Below are 19,053 nucleotides of genomic sequence, written 5' to 3' on the forward strand. Positions count from 1 at the left end.
AGGCCCGTCCGTTACGCACCACCAGAGCGTGCCCTTGTTCGTCGCGCGCGTCGCGATGACGCTCCACGTAATCGGCAGACTCGGCCTGGAGCGCCGCCATCAGCATCCGCCGCGCTCCCTCGCGTGCGATCTCGTCCAGCAAACCCTCCCCGCGCACTTCCCCTGCATCCCGGTTCTCGATTACCTTCAACATCGGTGGCGTCCTCCTTCCACCCGGCTCCCACCGGGCGTTGCGTGTGGTTACGCGGAAGGGTACGCCGCCTTTTTCATGCCGTCATCTGATCCACAACTGTCGGTGATAGCTCTTTCACCGCGACAGCCAAGGTCTCCGCTGCACATCTTCCTCTTGGGCATTTCTCTGTGCGTGGTCTATATCGCCGACTGTGCCACAGGATTTTGATGCCGGAGGCGGACTCGAACTCTCACGGACCGTTCGGTCCAGGGGATTTAAACTTCGAGGGAATACAGTTGGCCCGCGACCGAGCTGAATAGAAACGTACATTAACGATTCCACAGAAGTGCATGGTGACCGCCTGTGTGCCCCCACTGGGGCTGCGGCTCATCGAATTGGGGTGTGCCCGCAACTCTAGCTGAATAATTTGGTTGCCTTATAAATGGCGTGAGAGGATATGAATATTTCTTGGTCGCACCAGGAGATCAAAATATGCCAACGGTAACCCAAGTGCTTACAGTCCAGCCTGCTCCGGGCAAATTCCAACAATGCCTTGAACTCGGACGGAAGTGGAAAAAGATTCGCGAACGAGCCGGAGCCAAAGAGCGGATGTATACAAATACCGGCGGCGCTCTCTTTATTGTTATCGAGACGCCAGGCTGGAAGGAGTTCGGCGAGATAATCGCCAAGGTCCGGGCCGACCGAGACGCGCAAGCGCTTCTGGCGGAGATGCAATCGAATTCCAGCCCAGTCGGAACGATCGTGAATGTCGATTTGGTTGAAGAGGTTGATTGAACTGTCGGCAACAATAATAGGGTGAGCGCGCGGCCAAGCACTTATTTCGCGTTCCCCTGGCTGCTCCTGGGTATCCGCGGATCACTTCGCGCTGAGTACTCACTTTCCTGTAAATTGAAGCACCTAGCAGTTGTTCTGCTAGACAGCAGTCAGCTAGAAAACCCCGGAAGCCTTGCAGTTTCCTGCGCCAAGAGATCTCGTGTGGGAAACGATGGGCGCGCTGATTCGCTACCCTCCTCTTCTGATCCCGCTGGTTCTTTGCGATACCGACTAGGCCGTTTTCGAATACAGCACCGCCCTTTTGCGCGAAGGGCTATCAGAGGCTCGCCGCCAATTCGTTGGTGGAGACGGGAGGGTCCTTTGCCGGCCCGTCCATTGAGAAGCACCGAAACCGCATCCGGCCGCGTCGCTTATCGACATCGCCTCGAATGTGTCACGCCGTCACATAGCCCGCTGCGTGATTAATGTCGCGCCAGGGTCGATGCTGACAGTTCAACTCCATGCGGCGGGATGGCTACCGAGTTTGGCCGGCGGCCGATCCCATCGCGGCGGCGTCGCCGACATCCGAGCGATCGGGCCGAGTCGTTTAAGCGCGCCCCAGGCAGTTTGCATCTCGATCATCCAGGGCGTGATTTCCGCCGGATCCACCCGGGTGTGGAACCGCGTCAGCGGCGACGCGCGAAAGCGACATGATCCACATCGCGGTACGCGTGAGAGATACGCGGACGTGCCAGCTTCCACCCTCGCTTGCCCGCCGCGCGAGCGCGAGCATCGCGCCCGCCGCGCCGAGATATCCGGTCGTATAGTCGTTTAGCGCCGCGCCCACGAGCGCCGGATGTTCGGAGCCTGAATGCTCGAGCGCCATGCCGCTCGTCGTCTGCGCCAACTGCTCCCATCCGGGACGCCCCGTCCACGGACCCTCGTGGCCGTAACAGTTGATCGACACAACAACGATCCCGGGCCGCATCTGGGCGAGAGCCTCAGCACTAAAGCCACGCCGCGTGAAAGCTCCGAGACGGTAGCCCTGCGAGAACACGTCAGCTTCGCGAGCCAACGCACGAAGCCGCTCGGCATCTTCATTGCGATCCAAATCGAGATAGCAGGAGCGCTTGCCCGGGTTGGTGTCGATCACGAACGGTTCGACGAACGGCAGGTGCGGCCCGCGGATGTGCAGCACATCGGCGCCATGCTCGGCCATCGTCCGCGCGCATGTTGGACCCGCGAGCACGCGAGTCAAATCGAGCACGCGCACGCCGCTAAGTGGCCGCGCTCCGGACTCGGCCGCACGGAGTCTGGGGAGCGGCACGGGCGGCGCATCGCCGATTTTGAAAATTTCGATCGGCGGAACGTTACCGAGTGCGATTCCCTGCGGCTGCTGCCGCCATTCGTCCGCGCTCCTCAGCCTCACGCCGCAGCATCCACGCTCGGCGAGCGCGTCTTCGAGCGCCTGCGCGTCCCAGGTGGCGACGGTACGTGCGATTGCGTCCGCGTCGTCGGCGCATCCGAGCAGCGCGAGCGTGCCCTCCCGGGAGCGAAAACCGCCGTGCAGATGAATCCAGCGGCCGTCACGTCCACGATAGAGCGCAGTGGTCGCGAGCGAGCCGCGCTCAAAAGCCACGCCGCTAACGCGCTGATACCCAAAGGAGAGCAAAGACGCCGCGGCAGCGCGCACATCGATCCTGATTTGCTGCGGCGCGCCGCCGCGAAGACACCACAGATCGGCCGCTGACGAAGCTGCCGCTCCGAGCGCAGCGGCGGCTGCTTCGCCGGCGCGAAAGCAGGTCGGATAAACAGGATCGTGCCCCGCGAAGCTGACCTCATGCTGCGGCGCGCGAGCATCGCGTCCTGCCCCGGCTTGAAGAGCGTCCATCCAGTGCGCAAGCTGTGATCGCTGATCGTTCATCGCATGTCGTCTAGCGCCGAGGTTCGGCAAGCGCGGCTTTCGATTCTGCAAGCGCGGCTGATGCTTCCTTAGCGACCCGGGTGCTGTCAAAAAAGCGTGGGTTCGCCTCGCCCCAGAACTTCACCGGATTCGTAAACATGAAGTCGCGAAAATCATCAGCGGTGATAAGCTCATCTTCGACCAGCTCGTAGGCTTCAGGTACGACCTCCTTCATGTCAGGCACGTCGAAATGGCCGATATCCGACCCGAACAGGACCTTGAGCTGCGCGCGGTAGGGATTGGCCTTGCGATTGAAAGCGTAGGCGTTGGCCGGGTCGTCGGCCTCGCATCCAAAGTAGAAGTTGTTGACGAACAGATCGCGGATATCTTCGGGACGCTTGATGCCGCAAGCCGAATAGTCGTCCAGATCGTCAATTCCGCCCGTTCCTCCCGCGCTGTGTTCGGATGCGAGCGCCGCGTCGAGATCTTTCACATCACCGGAGAGCCAACTGCCACCATACATGTCGATCAGCTTGATCAACAGCGCTCGATCGAGGTTGGCGGGATTTACTTCCTCCAGCGCAGCACGATTGCGTTTCTTCCAGTGGCCGATCAGATCGGCGTAGAGTCCGCACGCCCATCCTACGCCGCCTTCGAGAAATCCCATCTTGAGCGCGGGAAAGCGCCGCGTCACTCCGCCGAGGAACATCGCCTTGCACACTGCTTCGCTCGCCGCGGCGAAGTGACCAATATGGTTATAAACGAAGTTGGTGGGTGACAGGCGAAGGCCCACACCTCGCGATCCCGAATGAAAGGTCGGTGAAATTCCTAGCTCGACGCACTTGGCCCACACTGGATCGTAATTGTACTCACTATCGAGACCGAGCATGTCGAGCCACAGGGCGTGATGTGGCACCGACCCCTTCTCCGCATAGGCGGGAACCGGGCGGCGCATGAGGCTCGCCATCATCACGACTTTCAGTCCAAGAGTTTTCACAACGTGCTCGAGTTCCTCGATCGCCTCCTCCGGCGTGTGCATGGGGATGACGGCGGCTGGCGTCATGCGATCGGCGAACTCGTGGAAGTACTCGGCAACAAAGTTGTTGAACGCGCGGCACGTCGTGCGCCGCGTCTCCCCGTCCTGATGGAACGCGACGCCGAGGCCCGAGGTCGGATAGAGCACGGTGAAGTCGATCCCGAACTCGTCCAGCCGCTCATAGAGCAGCCGCGGCATCAACTCAGTTGCGCGGTCGAGAGTATTGCGCGTCGGCACCGCCCAGAATGCCTCCTGCGCGCGATGCGTTCTCTTGCGCTCGGCGGGTGTTTCCTTGAGGGCCCTAGTGACGTAGTGATTGAAAGCGAAGAAGCCGTCGACGGCGCGCTGGCCGCCGTGCTTTTTCAACTGCTCGCTGATGATTGGCGCGAATTCGAGCCAGTGGCCGTCGGCGTCGACTATTGGATGCTTCAGACCGGCGCGAATTTTCCGAGCGTCGGAACTTCCATTGCTAGACATCTCAGTGCCTCCATCGTTGTGACGCGGCGATCGTTACATCCCACACGGCGGCGGGTTCAACTCTCATGATGCCGATCACTTCCATACTCGATGGGTGATGTCGGCTGACAGCCTTAGCTTCTGTACCCGCGTCGAATAGTTTATTGGACCGGAACGAAACCCCAAACGCTACCAGAGTCGGGGGGGCCCCGGTGCTCGGCCGACCACAATGGGCGGATCTCGGGGGCCCCCTACTGCGCCCGTTTTTTGAACTAGTGGATGTCCAGTGGGCGTCAAGCTGATCTAAAGCCACTCCATCAACGTCGCGCATGCGGCCTAACTGCTTGATTTCATTGATGCCGGGCGCGAGACTAGAATCCGCATGAATCTTTCGGTCCAGAAGATTTTAAGTTCGATGGAATGTTGTTCGCGCACGTCCGCACCCGATTTTTCCGAATTATTCTGAAGAGGCCGCACTCCTCCAGCGTCCGTGAAATCCGCCCGTATCCATACCGGTGGCTGTCAAAGTGGCTGTCAGAACCTCCGCAAAACCAGCGCTAAAACACTATGCCGGGACGAACGCCGCATGAGTACACTCTGCCGTCCATCACAACTAGGCTGAGGTCGCAGGGAACGGCTCGCCGCTTTGACGGGATGGGTCTGTTGCTGGAGCCGGATTAGCGTTAAGGCACCGCATCCCCCGACTGGGGACAAATGTTACTCGCGGCGGGCCGGCTCGAGCACGCGTGATCGCCGACAGGCAAGGTGCGGGTCTCTGATGCTGGGCGATCTACAACCGGTTCACCGAAGGATTCAGACACCGCCGTCCTGAAGGACGCCGAGACACTGCTGGACGAGTTGAGCAGTCCGCCCTAAGCGTCCTTTGCAACACCGGGCCCAATTTTGACGCAAGCTCCGACTCGGATCCTTCTTGAGCGCTGGCAGGTCGCAACTAATTCGTGCACGCTAGTCTGCGTCGATGATTCGCCCTTGTTGGAGGTGTCGAGTGTTCAGAGGAAGTTGTCTATGCGGCGCGGTCGCCTTCGAGGCCGAGAGTCCCTCGGAATTTCGCTACTGTCACTGTTCGCGGTGCAGGAAATCGCGCGGCTCCGCCTTTGCTGCGAACATGTTTGTGCGGCCCGAAGATTTTCGGTGGCTGCGTGGACAGGATGAAGTGAGCAAGTTTCGGATGCCAAACACGCAGCGATTCGGAAACTGGTTCTGCCGAGTCTGTGGCAGTCCGGTTCCTCGTGATGTGCCAGCCTTGAATGTAGTTCTGATTCCGGCAGGTTCGCTCGATGACGATCCCGGAGTGCGCCCTGGCTATCACATCTTCGTAAACTCTAAGGCTGCATGGGAAGAGATATCAGACGCGCTGCCCCGGCACCCCGAATATTCAAACTAGGCGGCTACACGACCATCTGCCCACCGGGATCCAGTTTGACTCCGCGTCTGCGATCGGTTCCTTCTCACCCGCGGGCGGTCGCGGATGGTCTTGTCTAGGTACCAGGAAAGCGGCAAACCCCATTCGGGGAGTCGGCAAGCCACGGTTAACAACGACCGAGTGGAGAACCACGGGAGGACGAGGCCGTGACTGAGGAGAGATCGGGCGGATGTCAGTGCGGGTATCTTAGATACGAGGTCACTAAGAGACCAGTTGGTCTCGCGGTATGCCATTGCACGGAGTGCCAGCGGCAATCTGGGAGCGCCTTCGGCTTGAGTCTCGGCATCCCCGAAGGCGCATTCCGTCTGACTTCCGGCACGCTGAAGACGTTCGCAGTGGTTTGCGACAGCGGGCGCCGGAAAACCTGCGCCTTCTGTCCGGAGTGCGGCACACGCATCTATCATCAGACGGTGAACGGCATGAGCTTGAAAGCAGGCACCCTTGACGACACTTCCTGGCTCAGACCCGATGCTCACTACTGGACGATGCGCAAGCACCCCTGGGTTACTATCGCAGAAGGAGTCCGCAAGTTTTCTGATGACGGGTGACCCTCGGAGCCAGCGAAACCCTACTAGTGCTTCGACTCATAGGTAGCGATTCGTTGGTAGTGAAACACGCGACGTGCGTCCGCGGTGGAGAAACGCCAATCAATTTTGAGTTTGGTGCGATTCGCCCAGCGGTTCCAGGCGCTGGTGCGTCGGCGCAATTCGGTAAGCGTGGCAACCCGCTGGCGCCCCAGGCACTGCCGCGACCACAGGCTGGCTTCCAGTTCCGCCGGATTGAGCCAACTACCATGCTTGGGCGTGTAGTGAACCGTGAAGCGCCGCCACAGCTGATGCCCGGTTTGGGCACCGAAAGTTGCGGTAAGCGATTTTTCTCGATGGGTGTTGAGATTATCCAGGACCAGATGAATGGTGGTCGCCGCGGGGTAACTCAGCGCGACCCGTTTGAGCGCTCGCGCGAATTGCGCTGCGGTACGATTTTTCGTGGCGTGGGTCTGATGGCGACCGGTCTTGGGCTCCACCACGCAGAACACATTGGCCGTCCCGCACCGCGCGTACTCGTAGTCGCGGCGCGCGGGCCGGCCCGGCGCCATCGCAGTAGCCGGCCGCACCGCGTCCACCAACTGCACCGGCCGTTCGTCCAACGCCACCACTGGCGCGTGCTCATCCCACGGCTGGTTCAGCACTTCCAGCACCTCTTCCATCCGTTGCAGGTACTCCTGGTCCAGCTTCGGCACGCACCACATTTTTTCCCGCCACGGCTTCAGCGCGTGGCTGGCAAACAGCCGGCGGATGGTCTCCCGCCCCACCTTGCGCACTACCCCGCGCTGCTGGGCTTCCTGCGCCGTCAGCACCACGGTCCAGCGCGCGTGTCCGGGTGGCGGGGGGCCGCACACCATGGCCACGATCGCAGCCTGCTGCGTGGTATCCAGCAGCTTGGGCGGCTTCGGGCGCGGATCGTCACTTCGCGCCGCGCTCAAACCCCGCTCCAGATATCGCCAACCGACCCGGCGCACCTCGCGCGGATAGGTGCCCATTGCCCTTGCGATCTGGCTCAGTTGCCACCCGTGATCCAATAGTTCCAGGATCCGGATCCGCCGCCAGCGCCGCTCACTTAACCGGCGCCCGCCGCCGCGCGCTGCGCGCAGCGCCTGACGGTCTGCTACCGTCAGCCGCAATCCTGGAAACTGCTTTCGCCTCCGCTGCCTCCGCTCCACGTCCTCTGTTTGATCAGATACCGCGACCCTCTGCAACTCACCTCGTGATCCCTATGCATGGGTCGAAGCACTAGTCGCTTGCTTTATTGAATCCTGTCCCAAAACCACGAGCCCATGACCTCGACGGCCGGGCTTTGCTTACTCGGATGAGTGTTGAGCTTTCCCGAACGCGGCTACGATCGAAATGCGAGATGAGATCCCATTTTGGTCGTAGGCGAACAGTCCGGCAACGCAACGTTGCTCATCGAGCGGCACCATTTGGCCACCGCGGGACCACAAGCAGTTATCGGGCGCCGCTCCTACCTGCAGCATCGGCTTTCCCGCCGAGTCGAGAAACATGAGACTCGGGCCGCGGGTACCTTGCCCGAGCACTGCCATTGGATGTCCGGATTCATCGTTCAGTTCGAACATGGTGGCCTTAGAAGTGCCAGCTGAGCTTTCGCGGCCAGGGTCGCCGTTGCGAGGAGCATGACCGCTAACGCACACAGCGTCCGCTTTGCTCTCCGATTCGCCCGTTCCAAACCATCGATGCGTGCCGCAAGTCTGCTCACCGTCAGTTCGTTCATGCAGGCCTCCTCGGGTCCTGGACCGAGAGTTATTTCTCTCTATTCTTAGAACGAGGCGGCGAGGATTTCTTGCAGGGAAGGTTCGCTTAGCGGCGCGCCCAGGTCTTACCGCCATCAATCGTGTAGTAGCTCAAGCCGCCGGCAGCTACGACCATAGCCGCGTCGGCGGTACGCGCCTGAACACCGACCAAATCCATCGTGATTGGCGCCCGGAGGGTCTCCCAACGTTGACCGTCAGTGGTCCGCAGAATCGTGCCCGATGTCCCGATAACCCAGCAGACCGTAGACGAGACCGCTGCGCCGGCGGTCAGATCCGTCGTCACGCCGCTCGCTTGGGCGTGAATGCTGTGATCGGACTCGCGCCGCAATATCGCTCCGTGCTTACCGATTAACCATTCGACCGAGTGGTCGGGCGCTGCCACTACCATCGAGCCCGGAGCCGAGATCCGCGTCTCCATGGTCGTTTCTACTCGGTTGGTGGCAGAGGTGTCAGGCGTAACTACAAGCTCGCCCGTCGTGAGGTGTGGCGGTGCCTGCACGACAGAATTGGAAGAGCTGCCGGGGTTCGCTGACGGACTCTCGTGGATCGCGACGGTTCCTGGCGTCCACACAGCATTTTGAGATCGACGAAGGACGCTCGCGCCGACGATGATCAAGCCAATTCCTGCCAGCGCGGGCAGCATCAAGGCCGGCCAACGCCGTTTTCGTACCGTCGCCACCGCGGCATCTTCGGCTCGCGCGATCGCGGCGACGATCGACTGACAGCGCGCGCAGTCCGATAGATGCCCATCGAGGGGATGCGATTGCTTGCGAGGCGCGTCATACCATGCCGCCAGCGCGGTGGGGTCGGGACAATGCTCTCCACTGGTTTCCGGTGCAGCCTCCAGCACGCGATTGATGGTCGCATCGACGACGTCTGCGTGGCCGTTCTTCGCGGCGATGGAACGCTCGTCGGCTGCGCTGGTTGGCCTCAGCCGATTCATTTTCCCTCCGGAAGCAGACGCGCGAGATCGAGTGGCAGCGCCTCGGCCGCGTATCCGAAGTAGAGTCGGATTTGCTCGCGGTTTAACTGATGTTCCTCAGACAGCGCGCGCTCGATCTGCCGGCGCAACCCGCTGCGGGTGCGCGCGAGGTATCGCGACACACTGGACTCGCCCTCACCCATGATCTGCCCGATCTCCCTGAGTTTGAGACCCTGTCGATAGTAGTAGGCAAGCCGCATTCGATCCCGCGCTGGGAGGGCGCCGAGCGCGTTCTCGAGGGCAACACCGATCACGCGCAGATAGCGCTCACGCTCCCCATCGGTGGATTCGATTTCCGTGGGTTCGGGCGATTCAGTCCGATTTGCGAGCGCTTCCGCGCGCCGCGACTCGCGCAGGTAATCCACATAGCGCTGGGCCAGCACGGCACGCAGCCAGGTCGTCAACGAGCTGCGGCCATGGAAGTGGTCGAACAACGGGCGCCGCCTTTGCGGGAGTCCCGTCCCGTACAAGTCGGCGTACAAGGAATCTGCCAGCTCGCGTGCCCGGAACTCGTCGCCGGCGATACCGCGCGCGGCTGAATACAAAATCGGCCGATACTGTCGAACGAACTCTTCCCAGGCATTCTCGATGCCCGCTCGGCACGCGGCGGCCAATGCCAGGTCGGACAGGCGAAGGGAGCCAATGGCTACCTCGGCGGACTCACCGGAAGCAGAGATCGAGACATGCAGCGCGCACGCGAAATCATCGAATGAGAGCGCCCATCGCGCGGCACCAGATTGTTCGTAGGCCCGCGCTATCAATGCGGAGTGCTGGTCAATGAACGCGCTCAAGTCGATGAACATATGACGCAGAAATAATTAATTCGGACTCTAACAATGATATAGGTTACCCCGAGCCGACGGTCGAGAGGCGCCCACATCAATGAAGGTCGTCTTCATCGAACCGACACTCTGTGTCCAGACCTCCGAGCTCCGTCGGGGCGCGTGCGTGGTCCTACGAGCTGAAGCTGGTTGGATAGCGCGACCTCGCAATCAAGGCCGGCGGGCGTTGCAAGCTGCTGTCCCGCTTTGCCAAAAGACTTGAACTACCGGTTTCGCGAAATCACCGGGGCCCCTCGTGCCGCTTGGGCTCGGTGCTCAATAACCCGCACGACTTAGTCAGCCCATATTATCGCGCACACCAGCGCGACAATCACAGTCGTGAAGATGATCGCTTCAAACCCCATGCTGCTACGCCGGCGAAAAACTCCGTTCAAAGCAAGTATCAGCGCGACGGCGAGGCCCAGACTGAACACGACCACCGCAGCCACAGAGATGATCGATGCGAGGTCCTGCATCTGCATCGGAAACCTTAGTGCCGTGTCGGAGGGAGAAGGGCGGTCGCTGGCCTGGACGATGCCGCAGGCCCTCCGCTCCCTCCCTCCATCCGACCGGCAATTTATTTTAGGGAGCAAGATCTGAACCTTGCCCAGCAGGCTTGTAATTCGCGGCGTTCCTCGATTGCGGCGGGGCGATTTGCCCCGGCGGGTTGTGGCGCAGAAGGCGCGGGACTACGTTCAGCACTGTGGACGGCTGAATTGCGAGTCACGGGAAATTTACTTGTTGCGCTATTCCGGCGCCGGCACTCTGGTCCGCGAGCGCCTGCCTGAGCACCTGAAGCCGGCCATGACGGTTGCGTACTACGGGTGGGGCGTGGCGTCCGAGCTGCTCACCGCGAAAAGCGGCACATCGTTCGGCGATATGCTGGTGCTCGACTTCGAGGAAGGCAAGAACGACGAGTCGGAGCAGTTCCCACGACGTAATTCCCGAATTGCACCATACGATCAACCGGCAGCTAGAGGCGACACGCAAACTTGAGATCGAGTCAGGCCGGGTCATCCAGTGGCTGTTCCATAGCAACGGAAGGGCCGATCGTGGACTATTGGGAAGCGTGGCACAGGGCCTGCGCCGCAGCCGGCCTAAGCGGGCGCATCTCTGACTTCCGCCGAACCGCAGCCTGCAACCTGATCGCCGCTGGCGTGGACCCGTTCACGACCTGCCAGTTGGTCTGCTGGGAGGGTCCCGGCGATGCTGAAGCGGTCCAACATCGTCGACCCCAAGACGCTGAAGCGCGGTGTGGGCAAGCCGCGGAATTACCTCGATCAGGGCGTCGGCGCCATCACGGCGGCGCCACCGCTGAACGGGCCACTCCGTCCGGCATCATACCTACGGAATTGGCGCATCGCCTTTTCCGCTGGTGTCTCCGGTGGCTGGATCGAGCGGGGTTGCCCGAACGGTTCCACCGCTGGTGCAGGCTTTGGCATTTCTTGAGCGAACGCAAACGACGAGCCAGCCAATACTAAAGATGATCGCCGCCAGTCCAAAGGACTTCATGACTTCCAATTGCTACGGCGGCAAGTTAAGCGCGCGGGCGTGGCGAAGGTTCATGGCTTGAGGCGCGGGTCGTCCGTCGAGACGCATTGAGCCGCATTCAGGGCTGGCTCTTTGTCATTATGAATTTTGACCGCGGCTTTTTGGCATTCACTGGCGCTGTCAAACATCCACATCTGAGTCCATGCTGTGAGCGGCGCAGACGGATCAGACTTCTTGGTTGGATCGGTTGTGCGATGCGGTGGCACCATCAGATACCAGCCCACAAGCGCGAGCGCTGCTGCGTGTCGGAGTCTCACAGTCTACCTTTCATTTGAGGTGCGGACGTCGGAGAAGTTGCACCACGCAACATTTAGCGCCACTGGCGCTATACCCATTTTCCTCACCTTTTCGAGCCCCTCGAATTCTGGGTCGTCCTTCGTTTCTTGGAGGTAATCTTTGCAAGCGGTCGCGGTATCGAAGCGTTCTACGATTTTCCATTGCGAGAGCGGCACCCGCAAGTCGCTGTCACGATACGGCCGCACGTATGGCGGCACAATGAGATACCAGCCCATGAGCGTAAGCCCGGCAGCGTGTCCGAGGTTCATGGCTTGAGGCGGGGGTCGTCGCTGGGGATGCATTGTGCCCACCAGCTTTTAAGATCGTCCGGAACCGCTTGACGGAGGAGGGTAGCCGGCGTGTCCCCTGGCTTCTCGCCCTCGTATACAAGACGCTTTAAGGCACGGTGACAATCGTCGTCGCTATCTAACTGCCCTATCTTCTTCCAGCTGGACATCGGCTGGGTCTTATCGATTGGGTTCGGATACCTCCTCAGCGTGGGCGGTGGCACCATCAGATACCATCCCACAAGCGCGAGCGCGGCCGCGTGTCGCACGTTCATTTTGGCTTGGCATCCTCCAGGCACAGGCCCTGGCTGCGCAGGTATTGAACTGGCTTGTCATAGATGGGTGGCCCGCTGATCGCCGTTCGGATAGTTGTACGGCAGCGCAGCATCCGTATGCCTAGGCGGTTCCGACTGAAGCAGTTGCGAGTCATACTGCACGCCGTTTAAGTTAAACGTCGGCTGATCGAAGAAGGTCTTGCAGATCTGTTTTAAGTCAACTGTGCATCCGTTGCGGCTGACACTGCTTCCGGTCTGACGCCGAGATAACCGCGCCAGTGAGCGCTCCTCGCTTGAGCAACTCACGCCGCGAGATTGACTGCTCATATTGTCCTCCCACCTCCGTTGGCCTCGCAGCAGAGATCACTTGTTCAGCTCGTCGAGCAGCACCTTGGCGTCCTTCAGGTCGGCGGTGTCGAAGCCCTGGGTGAACCAGTTGTATATTTCAGCGAGCATCGCGCGCGCTTCGTCGGGGCGATTGGTGTCGCGCAGTAGCTGCGCAAGACTCACGGCCGCGCGTAGCTCGGGGAACCTTGCGAACTGTTTTCGCGCGGTATCAACAGCCGCACGAAAAGAGGCCTCCACATCGGCAGTGTCAGTCGGGTGGAGCATGCGCAACAATTCGCCTTTAAGTCGATATAGTTCTGATTTGGCTTCCGCGTCACCCGTCCGATCTCCCACTTGAAGCGCCTTTGCCACGACCTTCAGCCCTTCCTCTGGGCGCTGGGCGGCCACACACGCGAAACCCAGACCAGCGTACAGCCAACCAGGGACGACCGCCCCAGTCGCCTCCCAAACGGCAATCGCTTCTGTTGCCTCGGTGATGGCTTCTTCTGGATTTTTCACCATAGCGAGCGCCTGAGCGTGGGCGATTTGGGCGAAAGAATGCCACTGAGTGAATCCGTGCTGACCGGTCAGCGCTAGTGTGGCTTCCGCATACTTCAGCGCTTCGGCTCCCTCTCTACGCCACAAGCAGACATTCGAAACACAGTTCAGCGCGATTACCAACTGGAATGGCTGTGCATTCTTTCGGGCCCAAGTCAGAAACTCCAACGATTGCCGCACTGCATCGTCTGGAAAACCCAACATCACGGTACAGAAGTGCGCATAGAGATGGCAGGCCGCCCTCAAATGTTCCTCCCCCTGTCGCAGACGGTCCTCGCGTTCGAATAAGGTGAGGCCCTTCTCCGAGTGTAGACGCGAGCCGATGAAATCGCCCATCAGCCAAAGGACGTTGGCCAGCGAACCATGAGCATTCAGCTGCATCCCGCGATCCCCCGACTGGTCGGCGAGTTTGACAAGGTTCTCAGCAATCTCCTGTGCCCTGTCCAACTCAAGCCGAAACGCTGAAAGCACTGAGATCCCCACCAATGAAAAAAAAAGTTGGACACCATCTTCGAGACGCTCCGCGAGCGCCCGTCGACGACTCTGGTGACGCTCGTAATCGCCAGTGGCGTAGCCCTTGGTAACCAGCTCTACGTCTCCAAGACCGGTGTGGATTGCGATCTCCTGGCGATCACGTTCAGCACCCCCGGGCAGATCCTTGAGCCGTTCCAGCGCGGCCTCGAAGTATGCAGCGGCTTCCGAGAAAGCTGAACGCTGATGTGCCTGATCCGCCGCACGACGGAGGTAAGCGACAGACTTGGCGGTGTTTCCGCTGCGGCGATAGTGGTGCGCTAGATTCGAGACGTAATCATCGAGGGAATCGGCATACAGTGTTTCGATGGATTGGCCGACGCGCTCGTGAATGACCTTACGCCGTTCCTGCAGCACCGAGCCGTAGGCGACCTCCTGGGTGAGCGCATGCTTGAACGCGTACTCGACGTCGCCCGTTGTCGGCTGCTCGTAGATGAACTCGGCCGACTGCAGCTCGGCGAGCATCCGATTGAGCTCGGCGTCAGACTTGCCGGTGACCTTGCCCACCAGCCGCAGCGGGAACTCATTGCCAATCACCGCCAGCGTCTGCAGCAGGTCTTTATCGTCCCCCGGGAGGCGGTCGATGCGCGAGGCCAGGACCGCCTGCACCGTCGCCGGTATCTGGATGCCACTCAGCGACCGCGCGACTTTGATCTCGCCGTTGCGGACCAGGCCACCCTCCTCGAACAGCGCCTCGACGATCTCTTCGATGAAGAGGGGATTGCCCTCGGTTTTGTCGATGATGAGTCGTTTGAGCGGCACCAGATCCGTGCCCTGGCCAAGCCGCGCCGCCAACATCTCCTGCGCGCTCTCAGGCCCGAGCGGGTCAAGCCGCGCCTGGGTATAGTAGCTCTTGTTGCTCCAGTGGTGGCGGTACTCGGGACGGTAGTTAACCAGCAGCAGTATACGAGCGCTGGCCAGACTCTCGACCAACGCATCCAGGAGCGCCTGGCTCTCGTCGTCGATCTGATGCAAGTCTTCGAAAATCAGCATCAGTGGCTGGTCGAGGCTCTCGCGCAGCAGAACGCGCTTGACGGCATTTTGGATGCGCTGCCGGCGTATTTGCGGGTCCATCCGCGCAAGCGGGTCCTCATCCTCGACCAGGCCCAACAACCCGAACAGGTAGGGACGGGTATCCTCCAGTGTGGGATCGAGCGTTACAAGTCTGCCGTTAACCTTCTCGCGCCGTTTGCGACTGTCGTCTTCCGGCTTGATATCGAAATAGCCGTGCAGCAGATCGATTACGGGCAGGTAAGCGCTGGCTTTACCGTACGAGACGGAGAACGCCTCAAGAACCAGCCATCCCGACTGGTTCCTGGCTTTGAACTCGAAGAACAGGCGTGATTTGCCGACCCCGGGCTCCGCGGCAGCCGCGACGATCTGACCGTGCCCTGACTTCGCAATCTCGGCGGCCTGCTCCATTGCATCCATCTCGCGCTGGCGGCCCACAAACTTGGTGTAACCCCGGCTCGCCGAGCGTTGCAGCCGGGTGCGCAACGGTCCCAGCCCGGTCACTTCGTAGACATTGACCGGTTCACTAACCCCTTTGACCTTGGTCGGGCCGAGGGACTTGAAGAGGAAGTAGCCCTCACACAGCTTCCGAATCGGTTCGGTTGCCGCGATGGACCCGACCGGCGCGAGCGCCTGCATACGCGCCGCGATACCGGTGGAGTGACCGACGGGCACATACTCGCTGCGACCTTCCCCAGTCGCGATAGATCGCACCACGACCTCACCAGTGTTCACTCCCACGCGTGCCTGGATCGGAAGGCGGCCCTCGGCGCGGATGCGGTCCGAGTAGCGTTTCAGCTCCTCATGCATTCGCAGCGCAGCGTATAGGGCGCGCTGCGGGTGATCTTCGTGCGCGACCGGCGCACCGAACAGCGCGAAGATGCCGTCGCCGGTGGATTGCGCGACGTAGCCGCCGTAGTGGTGGACCGCCTCCATCATCAGTTTGAGTGCCGGGTCGACGATTGCTCGCGCTTCTTCCGGGTCGAGGTCTTCGATCAGGTCCATCGAGCCTTTGATGTCGGCGAACAGCGCGGTGACGGTCTTGCGCTCGCCGTCGAGCGCGGCACTATCGGCTCGTTCGCCGCTTAGGCTGATCCGCTCGGGTCTTGCGGTAGCAGCGGATGGCGCGGCTATCCCACCGAGCCGCTGGCCGCACTGCTTACAGAAGCTGGCGTCTGCAGGATTCTCTGCGCCGCACTTCGCGCAGCGACCCCCAATCGGGTTGCCGCAACCCACGCAGAATTTGGCGTCATCGGGATTGTCACGTGCGCACTTCGCGCAGTGCATGGTGGTTATCAAGGCCCTCCTCGCTGGCAAGACGGTCCAGACTAAACTCGTTTCAGCGAGTACCGCAAAGGCTCGATTTGAGTTTGGCGGAGCGACCGACACGCACCCTGGTTTCGCCAATTTCCCAGCGAGAAAAGCGCGCGCAATAAGGTCACGGTACCACCGTGCGGCGACCACAAGGACGATACCAAGCAGTCGTTTTGCTTTATGCGCCTAGCAAGCAAAAACGATTATCAATTTTTTGGCAAATACGCCGAAATCGAAGGGTGGATCCAGCCCGCGACTTGATTGTCACGGTGCTAATTAAAACCGCTCAAATTTCCGACGAGGGGTCGGGGTCCGGGCCAGCGCGCGCATAGGAAATTACGGGGACAGTCGGGAATTTTGACTATCAAAGATAGACGGAATTTGACTATCAATTTTCGACTTTTTTTGCTGGCGGTCGAGAGGAGGACAAAAGGGGCGGTGCGATTTGGAGGCGGGGCCGTATGACCCAGGCTTGGAGCCAAGTCGCCGCGTCCGAGCCAGAGCTCTGGCGAGGGGCGGCCAGGTGATATCCTTGGCCGTTCGCCGTTGTCTTGTATATCCCTACCATACAGAACTGACGGTTGCGGTCGATGCGCTCATTGTAGGAGGTCGCTTATGGTTTGGCGTGGGTTGGTTGCAAGCGAGGCGCTCAAACTCGTCCTGTTCTCGCTCGCAATCTTCTTGTCTCTCGCCCGTCTTTGGCGAGCGACCAAGCCCCCCTTACGACTGGCGCTGAGTCACAATACGAATTCGGATATGAACACTAGGATGCGTACGGTTACGCGATGCACGAGTTTCATCTGGGTGATTCTGTCTCGGGAGTGTGTACTCCCGGTTTTTTCACTTCTGGATGGTATTTGCTCACATCTCGTCTTGAACTCTGCTTGACAGTATAGCATTTCTGGCGCGTTAGCGACCCGACGGAGAAAGGTGCCATGCCCGAGCGAGACGCCAAACCGACGCGGCGTTACCTCACCCACTTCCTTGATTCATCGCGATGGTCGTCGATTCCACTTCGCCCAGGCGACATCATCGTATCGACTAGTCGGAAGTCGGGAACGACCTGGATGCAGCGTATGGTTTCCGTGCTGATCCACGGCGAGCATCTACCGGGGGCCCTATCCGAGATTTCGCCATGGATTGATTTGCGCTCGTTTCCGGTTCCGATCGAGGCGCTTGCGGCTCGACTCGCGGCTCAGACTTTTCGGCGCTCGATGAAAGCGCATCTGCCGTTTGATGCGCTGCCCTATGATCGCGAAGTCAAGTACATCTGCGTCGGTCGCGATGGGAGAGATGTGGCGCTGTCGGCGCACAATCATTTCGTCGGCCTCACCGATCAGGCGATCGAGATGTCTAATGCCCCCGCGGGACTGTTCCCCGATCGCTACGAGCGGGTGCCCGCCGACATTCATGCATTTATCAAAGAATGGCTGACGCGGGGCAATCCGCATCTCGCGTGGGAGAACGACGGCTATCCTGCGATGTCGCATTTCAGACAGATTCAAAGCTTCTGGGATTTTCGCGATCTCCCCAACGTCTTCATGAGCCACTACGAAGACCTGAAGACCGATTTCGCTAACGAAGCACGAAGGATTGCTAAATTTCTCGAAATCGATGCGAACGACGAACTCATCCGCATCGCGGAACGACTTTGCTCCTTCGAAGCGATGAAGCGTGACGGCGCCGAACTCATGCCGTTGGCGGTTGCCATACTCAATGGCGGAGCGCAACGCTTCTTCAATAAGGGCGTGTCGGGCCGATGGAAAAATGTCTTCACCGCCGAGGAGTCGGCGCTCTACGACGCCGCCGTTCGTCGCAGCCTCACGTCCGATTGCGCGCGCTGGCTGGAGCGGGGCAGGCGCGCATTGGCGAGTTGATTTGGCTTTACGCATGGCGAAATAAAAGGAGGGCCTTAAACAATAAGAAGTATTTGGCTTAGTTTGGTAATTTTTCGTGTTCGGAGCGCGCCTTCGAGTGGCTTTATTTTTCCGGGAGCATGTACTTGAATCAAATCTACCACCCATAGCTACATGCGCCGCGATGTCCGCCTAACTATTTTATCGGCCAGCCTTCGGCGGGCTTTTTCTTCTGGAATGATTCCTTGATGGCCGGTCTCCAAGTGCGGTCCCAATGCGCAAGATTTCAGGTTTAGGATCGCGCCTCGCTTTCGTACCCTGGAATGTGGCCGGGACGGCCACATTCGCGAGCACGGTTGAAAGTGTCACGCTTGACCTCCGCGCAAACGGACCCCGCGTCCATCGGTAGCGTCGATCCACCCGCATCGAGGCTTGGATTCGCCGGATCTAGCGCGCAGCCACCCGCAAAGACGATACGGAGCAAGCGTTTTGTCAAGGTGTTTGGTCAAGGTGTTTGGTCAAGGTGCTGAGCAAGCTGCTTAGCATCTCCCCTATCTCCCGGCTCTATATTCCCCAATCTTGCGGAAGGGCTTTTTTCCGGACCCTTGTATTTGCCAAAAAGGCCGGAAATAAAATCCGGGAATTCCGACTGTGGAATTATTTTCTCGGAATTATTTTTCCCGGCGGTGGTGACACAGTGATAAGGTCGGCGCGGAAAGCGGTGGCCCCGGCCGCCAGGCTAGGCGTCAACCCAACCCGCACCTGTGGCCGGCAGGGCCCCCCAGGGCGGAATTACTCGGCTGGCCGTATCTTTTTCGGAGGCGGTTCAGGGAGTGAAATCCCTAAAACCTCAGCATTCACGGGCATTTCTTGCCAGGAACCGCAGCTGTCGACCGGTCTCGATCGGCCTAAAGAGAAAATGCCGCGGAAATGCTCGATTATTTCCCAGAGCAGCCGCGGTCTTGAGGCTGGTTGGGGTCAAATGTTGGGGTCAAGCCGGACGGATCGGTCTCGGCGAGGGCCGCAAAAGGCCAAAAAACCCTTGATTTTATTGGATGCCGGGGGCGGGACTCGAACCCGCACGGACCTCTCGGTCCAGAGGATTTTAAGTCCTCTGTGTCTACCGCTTTCACCACCCCGGCTTCCCGTGGGT

At 60.1% G+C, this 19,053-nt stretch carries 16 protein-coding genes and 1 tRNA gene; 5 read left to right on the top strand and 12 right to left on the bottom strand.

Going from position 1 to position 19,053, the window contains the following annotated elements; all coding sequences use genetic code 11:
- On the bottom strand, window positions 1–193 hold a 193-nt coding region (locus VGI36_03400), incomplete at its 3' end, for an IS256 family transposase (protein ID HEY2484164.1).
- Between the two features lie 471 nt (window positions 194–664).
- On the opposite strand from VGI36_03400, the gene VGI36_03405 reads away from it, so the two are divergent.
- Window positions 665–967: a hypothetical protein gene (locus VGI36_03405; GenBank protein ID HEY2484165.1), complete on the top strand. Its 303-nt coding sequence runs from the start codon at window positions 665–667 to the stop codon at window positions 965–967.
- A 586-nt stretch (window positions 968–1,553) separates the two neighbouring features.
- Here VGI36_03405 and VGI36_03410 read toward each other — a convergent pair.
- Both VGI36_03410 and VGI36_03415 read right to left on the bottom strand, forming a co-directional pair.
- Window positions 1,554–2,870 (bottom strand): CoA transferase, encoded by a 1,317-nt coding sequence (locus VGI36_03410; GenBank protein HEY2484166.1) that lies wholly within the window; start codon window positions 2,868–2,870, stop codon window positions 1,554–1,556.
- Window positions 2,871–2,880: 10 nt separating this feature from the next.
- Complete coding sequence (locus VGI36_03415; GenBank protein HEY2484167.1) at window positions 2,881–4,362, bottom strand: amidohydrolase family protein; 1,482 nt, start codon at window positions 4,360–4,362, stop codon at window positions 2,881–2,883.
- 1,569 nt (window positions 4,363–5,931) lie between these two features.
- Here VGI36_03415 and VGI36_03420 point away from each other — a divergent pair.
- On the top strand, window positions 5,932–6,333 hold the full coding sequence (locus VGI36_03420; GenBank protein HEY2484168.1) for a GFA family protein: 402 nt from the start codon (window positions 5,932–5,934) through the stop codon (window positions 6,331–6,333).
- A 23-nt stretch (window positions 6,334–6,356) separates the two neighbouring features.
- Here the strand turns inward: VGI36_03420 and VGI36_03425 are convergent, their stop codons facing one another.
- The 5 genes from VGI36_03425 to VGI36_03445 all read right to left on the bottom strand — a co-directional run bounded on the left by VGI36_03425 (window position 6,357) and on the right by VGI36_03445 (window position 10,396).
- Window positions 6,357–7,466, bottom strand: coding sequence for an IS630 family transposase (locus tag VGI36_03425; protein ID HEY2484169.1), 1,110 nt, complete (start codon window positions 7,464–7,466; stop codon window positions 6,357–6,359).
- 177 nt (window positions 7,467–7,643) lie between these two features.
- On the bottom strand, window positions 7,644–7,916 hold the full coding sequence (locus tag VGI36_03430; protein HEY2484170.1) for a hypothetical protein: 273 nt from the start codon (window positions 7,914–7,916) through the stop codon (window positions 7,644–7,646).
- Window positions 7,917–8,157: 241 nt separating this feature from the next.
- The gene (locus VGI36_03435) at window positions 8,158–9,054 is read right to left on the bottom strand and encodes a hypothetical protein (GenBank protein HEY2484171.1); all 897 of its coding nucleotides are present in this window, start codon (window positions 9,052–9,054) and stop codon (window positions 8,158–8,160) included.
- Window positions 9,051–9,884 carry an RNA polymerase sigma factor gene (locus tag VGI36_03440; protein ID HEY2484172.1) on the bottom strand — a complete coding sequence of 278 codons (834 nt, stop codon included), beginning with the start codon at window positions 9,882–9,884 and terminating at the stop codon, window positions 9,051–9,053. The genes VGI36_03435 and VGI36_03440 overlap by 4 nt, the downstream gene beginning before the upstream one ends.
- 323 nt (window positions 9,885–10,207) lie before the next feature.
- Entirely contained in the window at window positions 10,208–10,396 is a 189-nt protein-coding gene (locus VGI36_03445; protein ID HEY2484173.1) for a hypothetical protein, read from the bottom strand.
- Window positions 10,397–10,517: 121 nt separating this feature from the next.
- On the opposite strand from VGI36_03445, the gene VGI36_03450 reads away from it, so the two are divergent.
- Window positions 10,518–10,910, top strand: coding sequence for a hypothetical protein (locus VGI36_03450; GenBank protein ID HEY2484174.1), 393 nt, complete (start codon window positions 10,518–10,520; stop codon window positions 10,908–10,910).
- 210 nt (window positions 10,911–11,120) lie between these two features.
- Window positions 11,121–11,363 carry a hypothetical protein gene (locus VGI36_03455; protein HEY2484175.1) on the top strand — a complete coding sequence of 81 codons (243 nt, stop codon included), beginning with the start codon at window positions 11,121–11,123 and terminating at the stop codon, window positions 11,361–11,363.
- Between the two features lie 362 nt (window positions 11,364–11,725).
- Here the strand turns inward: VGI36_03455 and VGI36_03460 are convergent, their stop codons facing one another.
- From VGI36_03460 to VGI36_03470, 3 genes are all read right to left on the bottom strand, one after another.
- Window positions 11,726–12,010 carry a hypothetical protein gene (locus VGI36_03460; protein ID HEY2484176.1) on the bottom strand — a complete coding sequence of 95 codons (285 nt, stop codon included), beginning with the start codon at window positions 12,008–12,010 and terminating at the stop codon, window positions 11,726–11,728.
- A complete protein-coding gene (locus VGI36_03465) occupies window positions 12,007–12,303 on the bottom strand; it encodes a hypothetical protein (protein HEY2484177.1) in 297 nt (98 codons plus the stop codon). The genes VGI36_03460 and VGI36_03465 overlap by 4 nt, the downstream gene beginning before the upstream one ends.
- A gap of 363 nt (window positions 12,304–12,666) precedes the next feature.
- The gene (locus VGI36_03470) at window positions 12,667–16,017 is read right to left on the bottom strand and encodes an adenylate/guanylate cyclase domain-containing protein (protein HEY2484178.1); all 3,351 of its coding nucleotides are present in this window, start codon (window positions 16,015–16,017) and stop codon (window positions 12,667–12,669) included.
- Between the two features lie 962 nt (window positions 16,018–16,979).
- Here VGI36_03470 and VGI36_03475 point away from each other — a divergent pair.
- Window positions 16,980–17,921 (top strand): sulfotransferase domain-containing protein, encoded by a 942-nt coding sequence (locus VGI36_03475; GenBank protein HEY2484179.1) that lies wholly within the window; start codon window positions 16,980–16,982, stop codon window positions 17,919–17,921.
- A gap of 1,035 nt (window positions 17,922–18,956) precedes the next feature.
- Here the strand turns inward: VGI36_03475 and VGI36_03480 are convergent.
- A tRNA-Leu gene (locus tag VGI36_03480) sits at window positions 18,957–19,042 on the bottom strand.
- Between the last annotated feature and the right edge of the window lie 11 nt (window positions 19,043–19,053).

Source organism: Candidatus Binataceae bacterium (genome assembly GCA_036495685.1).
In the GTDB taxonomy this organism is placed as follows: domain Bacteria; phylum Desulfobacterota; class Binatia; order Binatales; family Binataceae; genus JAFAHS01.